Source organism: Spirillospora sp. NPDC049652, assembly GCF_040675125.1.
GTDB lineage: Bacteria > Actinomycetota > Actinomycetes > Streptosporangiales > Streptosporangiaceae > Spirillospora.
The window spans coordinates 1-7,881 of the sequence record NZ_JBFAOF010000281.1 but is presented as its reverse complement, the minus strand read 5'-3'; the positions used below and the strand labels follow the sequence as shown (position 1 = coordinate 7,881).

8 protein-coding genes are annotated in these 7,881 nt (G+C 73.2%); 6 read left to right on the top strand and 2 right to left on the bottom strand.

The window, feature by feature from the left end; translation table 11 throughout:
* Nucleotides 1-546: 546 nt before the first annotated feature.
* Both AB0J52_RS19255 and AB0J52_RS19250 read left to right on the top strand, forming a co-directional pair.
* Nucleotides 547-1,494 carry a hypothetical protein gene (locus tag AB0J52_RS19255; RefSeq protein ID WP_500182959.1) on the top strand — a complete coding sequence of 316 codons (948 nt, stop codon included), beginning with the start codon at nt 547-549 and terminating at the stop codon, nt 1,492-1,494.
* Between the two features lies 1 nt (nt 1,495).
* A complete protein-coding gene (locus AB0J52_RS19250) occupies nt 1,496-2,254 on the top strand; it encodes a hypothetical protein (protein ID WP_500182958.1) in 759 nt (252 codons plus the stop codon).
* 18 nt (nt 2,255-2,272) lie between these two features.
* On the opposite strand, the gene AB0J52_RS19245 is transcribed toward AB0J52_RS19250, so the two are convergent.
* Nucleotides 2,273-2,794 carry a hypothetical protein gene (locus AB0J52_RS19245; RefSeq protein WP_500182957.1) on the bottom strand — a complete coding sequence of 174 codons (522 nt, stop codon included), beginning with the start codon at nt 2,792-2,794 and terminating at the stop codon, nt 2,273-2,275.
* A gap of 357 nt (nt 2,795-3,151) precedes the next feature.
* Between AB0J52_RS19245 and AB0J52_RS19240 the strand changes: the two genes are divergently transcribed.
* Both AB0J52_RS19240 and AB0J52_RS19235 read left to right on the top strand, forming a co-directional pair.
* Complete coding sequence (locus AB0J52_RS19240; RefSeq protein WP_500182956.1) at nt 3,152-4,249, top strand: DUF695 domain-containing protein; 1,098 nt, start codon at nt 3,152-3,154, stop codon at nt 4,247-4,249.
* Nucleotides 4,250-4,575: 326 nt separating this feature from the next.
* A complete protein-coding gene (locus AB0J52_RS19235) occupies nt 4,576-5,301 on the top strand; it encodes an acetoacetate decarboxylase (protein WP_500182955.1) in 726 nt (241 codons plus the stop codon).
* Nucleotides 5,302-5,303: 2 nt separating this feature from the next.
* Here AB0J52_RS19235 and AB0J52_RS19230 read toward each other — a convergent pair whose 3' ends face one another.
* On the bottom strand, nt 5,304-6,479 hold the full coding sequence (locus AB0J52_RS19230) for a cysteine desulfurase family protein (protein WP_500182960.1): 1,176 nt from the start codon (nt 6,477-6,479) through the stop codon (nt 5,304-5,306).
* 183 nt (nt 6,480-6,662) lie between these two features.
* On the opposite strand from AB0J52_RS19230, the gene AB0J52_RS19225 reads away from it, so the two are divergent.
* Both AB0J52_RS19225 and AB0J52_RS19220 read left to right on the top strand, forming a co-directional pair.
* Nucleotides 6,663-7,184, top strand: coding sequence for a TetR/AcrR family transcriptional regulator (locus AB0J52_RS19225; RefSeq protein WP_500182954.1), 522 nt, complete (start codon nt 6,663-6,665; stop codon nt 7,182-7,184).
* Nucleotides 7,185-7,348: 164 nt separating this feature from the next.
* The coding region (locus AB0J52_RS19220; protein ID WP_500182953.1) for an MFS transporter at nt 7,349-7,881 on the top strand (533 nt) is incomplete at its 3' end.

Here is a 7,881-nt window from a genome sequence, read left to right as displayed (position 1 = left end):
CCCGGCTGCGGCTGCGGGTGCGCGGGAGGGGCCGGCTGCGGTGCGTAGGGCTGCGCCGGGTGGGCGGGATGCGGTGCGTAAGGCTGCGCAGGGTGGCCCTGCTGAGGCGGCGCGTACCGGGGATCCCTGGGGGGTTGGCTCATGAGGCTCCTCAGTCACGGAACAAACGCACTCTAGCGGCACATAACTCCCATCAGAACGGCTTTCCCGACCCGTCCACGGGCCGCTCCCGGACGCCGGGACACCACCGGACGACGCCGTTCCACGGCACCACCGGACGGCCACTCCTGCCCCGTACCTGCATCCTCACGGAACGTGTTCTCCATGACGTGCGATCAAGATGGCCAGATAGTCCCTTTCCCAGGCCGTTCCTCCCCTGCCACAATCCCGTCGTCGTGGACACCGGCCAGACCCGCCCGTCCCACGTCTGGATCGACATTCCCGAGACGCACAAGCGCCTCTACAAGGACGTCAACACCGTGCTCGACTCGCTTCGGACCACGTGACGGGCGGGCCGTCCGCATCACCGCGAGGGAGGGACCCCGGATGCAGCAGGCGAAGCAACTGGCGCGGCCGGTCATGGATCCCGAACTGCCGCCCGAGGTGCGGGACGCGCTGCTGAGCAGGCTGGACGTGCTGATCCCGGCGTGCAAGGAGCCGCCGCCGGAGACCGGGCGCGCCCGGCGCTCGGCCGGAGAGGCGCTCATGACCGTCCCGATGGCGGTCTCGTGCGCCGGCCTGCCCGTGGTCTGCCTGCCCTTCATGGTCGGACGCGCCCGGGGGCTCGTCTTCGGCACGCTGCTTCAACTCGGGCTCGCGGCCCTGTGGTGGCGCGCAGGCTTCTGGCCGTTCATGCTGGCCGAGGCCGTCCTGGAGGTCGCGTTCTTCGTCTGGCTCCTCGTCGCCGGAACGCGGTCCGATCCCGCCCGCCTCGCGCGCCTCCACCACGGCCGCTACTTCCTGGACCACGACTTCACGCTGAAGATCCGGCGCCAGCTCTCCGTCTCCCACCGGCGGCTGATGCGGCGGACGCAGGAGGCGGTGACGGCCGTCCAGCGCTCGGCGGTCGGCACCCGCGGGTTGCTTTACGACATGGCCCATCCGGTCGACCTGCCGCGTGCGGAGTGGGCCATCGCGGAGTCCCTGGCCGAGTTCTCGGCCCGCGAACGCCGGCTGGCCGCCATCGCCCACCGGCGCGGGAACACCGAACCCGTCCGCGCGGAGCTCGAACCCCACTGGCAGAAACTCCGGGCCGACGTGGACGCCGTGGTGAAGCAGGTGGAGGCCCTGGAGCGGTACGCGGACCGGGTCCGCCTCGCCGACGCGGCCTACCGGAGGGAGCTTCCTGCGTCCGGGTCCCCGCCGGTGAAGCTCGCCCGTCCCGTGCCGGAGGGCTCGGACGGGCGTCCCGACGACCTGTCCGAGCCGCTGTCCCTGGAGGACAGCCTCCAGGAGGCCCGGTATGCGGGCCGCGCGCTGCCCAGGAAGCGGTGACATGACGATCAGCGGAACGGCGGACGGCAACCCGATCGTCCGCGCGCTGCGGGCCCGGGGAAACCTCGTGGAACTGCTTCCGGACAAGCTCCGCCTGGTGGGGTTCGTCCTGCTGCTGGCACAGATCGTGGGATGCGTCGCCGTGCTGGTGACGCACGGCGGGGACGGCGGCAGGCCGGAACCCCAGGTCGAGCAGCCGGCCGGACCGTGGAACGGCCCGCCCCCGGCCGCCGCGACCGCGCCCCTTCCCCGGTACCCGGGGAAGGGGTCACCGGCGAAGGGACGGATCACCGACCCGTCCGCGCAGGTGTCGTACATGTCGTTCGGCGGCGCGTGGAAACCCGCGCCCGCCACCCCGGGCACCGACGGCCTGATGATCAAGTACGCCTTCACGGACCGGTACGGCGTGACGGCGACGATCGCCTCGGGTCCCGTCCAGGACTATCCGGCCGTGACCGGACGGGGCTGGGACTGGCTCCGGTCCCTCGCCGCCAAGGCCTACGACCACCATGAGAGCAGCATTCCCTGGGCGACCGTCGAGGCCCGCGCGTCCCGGCCGGTCTGGCTGGACGGCCACGCGGGATGGCTGCTCACGCGGAAGGTCGGCCTCAGCACGCCGGGCCGGTCCGGCCTGTCGGGGGTGGTCGTGCTGGACACCGGGCACGCGCTGCCCGCCGTCCTCTGGTTCTTCGTCCCCGACTCGCGCAAGGACCTCTACCGCGACATCAGCACCGTGATCGCCTCGCTCAAGGTGCGGTGAGGGGACGGCGCACGCGCGTCAGGCGGACGGACCGGAGTGACCGGACGGTCCGGAGGGGCCGTGCGCGGGCGGGAAGTAGAGGTTCACCTTGCCGCGGATGTAGGAGTGGAACGCGGCTCCCCACAGGCGGAAGCCCCGGAACGCGAGCGCCTCGCCGGTCCGCAGGTCGACGACCACGGGACGGGCGAGGGCGGCGAAGCCTCCCAGGTGGAGCCGGTACGGCTTGGACACGAGCAGCCGGGTGTCCTCGTCCACGGTGTCGGCGACGAGGGCGGGCAGCGTCAGGACGCCCGACTGCAACCCGCGCATCTGGCCGTACCGCTGCTTCGCCAGCGTGACGCTCGCCCGGGCGAACCGGTCGACGGTCTCCGGGCTCGCGTTCGGCACCCGCGCGACGGTGGTGACCAGGTGCAGCTTGTTCAGCATCCGCCAGTTCGACCGGTAGCCGACGAGGGCCGGGTACTGCCCGACGTACTCGTCGCTCAGCACGCATCCGTCGGCTTCCAGGCGGCGCCGGACCTCGGCGGTGTAGTCGTCCATGAACCCCTCCGGTGGATCGGCACGAGAAGTCCCCGCGGAACGGCTGGAATGGCCTGGAGCGGTCGGGCGGTCGCAGCGATTTCGCGATGGTGGCGAGAGCGTAGAGGGGGCCCGGCGGGCACGGGAAGCATCAGTCTGGAGCAGTTCCCCTACGGACGGTCGCGAGGCCGGACGCCCCTGCCGTCCGGCGGCGGGGACGGACGGCGGTGAACAGGGCCGGACGGCGCTCGAACCGCTGGACGGCGGCCCTCCGGGCGGGCGGGTCATGGATGACGAGACGGGCGAGGGCTCGCGTAGGGTTGCGGAGCGGGTCCTCCCGGGCCCCTCCGTTCGATCTGAGACAGGAAGAGACGACTGGTGGGTATCTTCCGCCGTCCGCGTGAGACGACGTCCGCCGTGACCCCGGCGATCAGCGAGTTCTGGGAGTGGTGGGCGGGGGCCCGCCCGGACGTCGAGGCGTCGCTGTCGGCCGTGCCCGACACGCCCGAGGCGCTGCTGTCGGACGGGGAGGCGGAGCCGGAGGCGGTCGCCGGCCTGTCCGCGGAGATCATGGAGGAGCTGTCCCGCCGGGTCGCCCGGATCCATCCGGACCTGCAGTGGGAGATCGGCGGCATGGAGGGGCGCGCGCCCGCGCTGACCGTCTCCGGCGGCGGCGACCCGGAGCTGCGCGGGCTCGCCGAGCGCTGGTACCGGGCCGCGCCGGAGGGGGCGGCGGCGGGCGGCTGGGACTTCCATCCCGCGCGTCCGGCCGACCCGGAGATGCTCGGCCAGGAGCTACAGCTCGGCGACCACGACTTCGACCTGGAATACGTCCGGTTCGGGATGCGGGCCGACCAGTTCCGCGGCCGGGTCGACATCACCGCCTACCACCCCGACTTCCTGTTCGTCTCCGAGGAGCACCAGGTCGCGGTCGCGTTCCACGTGCTGCACTGGGCGCTCGGCGAGGACGACGTGGCGCGCTGGATCGGCGAGGTGAAGATCGCCGCCGAGGAGCCGGTGGACTCGCTGCCCCCGGCGGTGCTGCCCGTCGTCGTCGAGCAGATCGTGGAGGACTTCCGCGAGCCGACCTGGCTGTCGGGCGAGGGCCGCACGCCGCGCGGGCACCCCGCCCAGTTCGGCATCCGCTTCCCCGTCCACCGGCAGGACCACCCGCTCGCCGACCTGCACGTCGAGGTGTCGGTGCCGTACCAGCACGCCAACCCCGACCGGCTGCCCGTCGAGCCGTCCGCGTCGGCGCTGCGCGAGTTCGAGCGGAAGCTGGACGCGCTGCCGGACTCGGTCCTGGTCGTCCGGCAGACCGGCGACGGCCTGCGGGTCTTCCACCTGTACGCCGACCCCGACTCGGGCGTCCTCGCCCAGCTCGACCAGCTCACCGCCGGGTGGGCGGAGGGCAAGGCGAAGGTCGCCTCCACGCCCGACCCGGGCTGGCGCGCCCTGGCCCCGTTCCAGCCCTGACCGCCGTCCCCGCGGCCCTTCCGGTCGTTCCGGCGTCGAAGCCCGTGTCCGCGGTCCGCGCACGTCTCCGTGTGCGGGCCCGGACGCGGGCTTCCGTGTTTTGTCGGGCGTCCTCGTTTTATCCGGCGTCCTCGCGGAACATCTAGATATAGCGCTTGGCGACGCCTATGTGACATTTCGTGTCCAACGGGACGGGCCGGGGGCGGCCTCGCCTTCGAGCTGCCTCGCCTTCGAGCTGCCTGGTCCCAGTGGCCCGTCCGAGCGGCCTCGTCCAAGCGGCCTCGTCCAAGCGGCCTCGTTCACGCGGGCCCGTCCGAGGAGTGCCGATGAAGCCGGAAGAACTGCTGCGCGCCCCCGCCTCCCCGCTCCCCCATGCCACGACCCGCTATGCCGTGCCCCCGCTCACCGACCGGTCGCGCGGCGCGCCCCGGCTGGTCGACCGCGAGTACCTCAGCATCGTCTACCGCAGCGACCCGGACGCGCTCCGCGCCGTCGTCCCTGAGCCGCTGGAGGTCGCCGAGCCGCTCGTCCGGTTCGAGATCGCGAACCTGGACGACCCGGACGGCTCCGGCCCCCGGACCGAGGCCTGCCAGGTCGTCGCCGTCCGGTACGGCGGTGAGGACGGCGAGTACCTGCACGCCATCCACCTGTGCGGTATCGACGCCCTTCCCGCCGGACACGTCCCGCCGGCCTCCCCGGAAAGCGCCGGCACGCCCCACCTGGTGGTCGAGGAGGACACGCTCGTCGGCACCCTGGACTGCGGCACCCAGCGCGTCGCGACGGCGACGATGCCCTACGAGTACGCGCCGATGAACCTCGGCGAGGCCCGCGAGCAGATCACCAGGCCGACGTTCGCGGTGAAGCCCGGGAGCGGCGCGTCCGGGACGGGCCCCCGGGGCCTGGTCCGGACGGAACCCGCCGGGATCACGGTGCGGCAGGCGTGGCGCGGGCCGGCCCGGCTCCAGCTCTTCGAGCACGCGCTCGCGCCGCTGGCCGCCCTGCCCGTCCTGGAGATCGTCTCGGCCTCGCACGTGCTGGCCGACCGGGCCTGAGGTCAGCTGAGGCCGGCCCGGCGGGCGCGTTCGACGACGGGCGGAAGGGCCTCGGCCAGGGCGTCCACGTCCGCGTCGGTGGAGGTGTGCCCGAGGGTGAAGCGGAGCGAGCCGCGCGCGCGTTCGGGCGTCGCGCCCATCGCCAGCAGGACGTGGCTGGGCTGGGCGACGCCCGCCGAGCAGGCCGAACCGGTCGAGCAGGCGATGCCGCGCGCGTCCAGCAGCATGAGCAGGGCGTCGCCCTCGCAGCCGGGGAAGGAGAAGTGTGCGTTGCCGGGCAGCCGGTCCACCGGATCGCCGTTGAGGACGGCGTCCGGAACGGCGTCGAGCACCGACGCGATCAGCCGGTCGCGGAGCACGGTGAGCCTGGCCGCCTCGTCCGCGCGGCGCTCGGCGGCGAGCCGAGCGGCGGCGGCGAACCCGGCGATGGCGGGCGTGTCGAGGGTGCCGGACCGGACGTCCCGCTCCTGGCCGCCGCCGTGCAGCAGCGCGGCGGGATCGACCCCGCCGAACTTGCCGGGCTTGGCGAGCAGCAGCGCCCCCACGCCGAGCGGCCCGCCCAGCTTGTGCCCGGACAGGGTCAGCGCGTGCGCGTGACTGGCCCCGAAGTCGACCGGGAGGTGCCCGGCGGCCTGGACGGCGTCGGTGTGGAACGGGACGCCGTGCTCGCGGGCGATCTCGGCGATCTCCGCGACCGGCTGGACGGTGCCGACCTCGTTGTTCGCCCACATGACGGTGATCAGCGCGACGTCGTCGCCGGCGCCGATCATCTCCCGCAGCGCCTCCGGCCGGACCCGCCCGGTGTCGTCGCACGGGATCCACTCGACCTCGGCGCCCTCGTGGGCGCCGAGCCACTGGACGGTGTCGAGGACGGCGTGGTGCTCGACCGCCCCGGCGAGCACCCGGGCGCGGGCCGGATCGGCGGCGCGGCGGGCCCAGTACAGCCCCTTCACGGCGAGGTTGTCGGCCTCGGTGCCGCCGGAGGTGAACACGACCTCGCTCGGCCGCGCGCCGAACGCCTCGGCGACGATCTCGCGGGACTCCTCCACCACCCGGCGCGCCCGGCGGCCCGCCGCGTGCAGGGACGAGGGGTTGCCCAGCTCGCCCAGCTCGGCCGTCATCGCCGCGATCGCCTCGGGGAGCATGGGGGTCGTCGCCGCATGGTCCAGATAGGTCACCACGCGCCCCAGGTTATCCGCGCGGGGCCCGGGTCCCGTCCCGGCCCGGGACGCTTTCCGGCCACCCGGTGGAACCTGCGGGGTGACCGCGCTCACAGCGGAATATTTACGCTCCCGGTGTGATTTTTACGGAAGATCTTCGAGTTGTCGCCTGAACCGTCCGGTCGGTACAGTGGAGCAGCCATGATGAAGCAAGCCCTCCTCGACGCCGCCGAGGCCGTGCTCTCCGAGCACGGCGGACGCGCGTTGACGCTGAACGCGGTCGCCGAGCGCGCCGGGGTCAGCAAGGGCGGGCTGCTCTACCACTTCCCGTCCAAGGAAGCCCTGGTCGAGGCGCTGGTCGCCCGGGTCATCGCGGAGTTCGACGAGCTGATCGGCTCGTTCGACGACGGCGGCCCGGGGTCCTACACCCGCGCCTACGTCCTGGCGACCTTCGAGATCCTCACCGGCGAGGCGCGGGCGCACCGGCGATGGTCGGCCATCACGGCCGCGGCCACCGATCCGGAGCTCGCCGAGCCGCTGAACGAGGCCATGGGCCGCTGGCACAAGCGGCCCTGCGGTGAGGATCCCGACCCGGCGACCGCCATGGTCGTCCGGCTGGCCGCCGAGGGCCTCTGGGAAGTGCTGAGCCACAGACCCGGGCTGTACGACGAGACACGGCTCGCGGAACTGAAGGACCGGCTTCTGGCACTGGCCACGGGCTGACGCCCGGCCGCCCCGCCTCGTCCACCGAGCACGACCCCACCCACCGCACGACCCGGCGCACGCCGCCGAGCCTCCGGACGCCCCCACGGGCTTTGGAGCGTTCCAGCGTGCCCGGACGACGACCCCCGGGCCCTTGCCCCACCTAGACGAGAAAGAGGTGAACCATGCTGCTGCGCGCGCGCACGGGTACGTTCCTGACCTTCGCCCTGGCAGGACTGCTCTGCGGTGTGTGGACTTCGCGCATGCCCGCACTCGCGAGCAAGTTCGGAACGAGCGAGGGTGAGATCGGCGTCGTGGTCCTCGTCTGGGGCCTCGGCGCGCTGGTCGCGATGCAGGGCCTGCGGGCCGTGATGGGCCGGGTCGGCAGCCGGGCCGTCCTGCGCGTCGCGCTGCCGCTGACCGCCGTCTCCTACATCGGTGTCGCCTACGCGCCGACCTACGGGGTGCTGCTCGGGGCCGTGGCGCTGTTCGGGATGACCTTCGGGATCACCGACATCGCCATGAACGCGCAGGCCAGCGTGGTCGAGCAGGCCTACAAGCGGTCGATCCTGTCGTCCATGCACGCGGGCTGGTGCGTGGGCGCGATGAGCGGCGGCCTGATCGGTTTCGGCACCGCGCACGCCGGGCTCGGCTTCAGCGCCACGGTGCTGGCCGCCTCGCTCGCCGCGCTGCCGGTCGCGCTGCTGCTCGGCCCCAC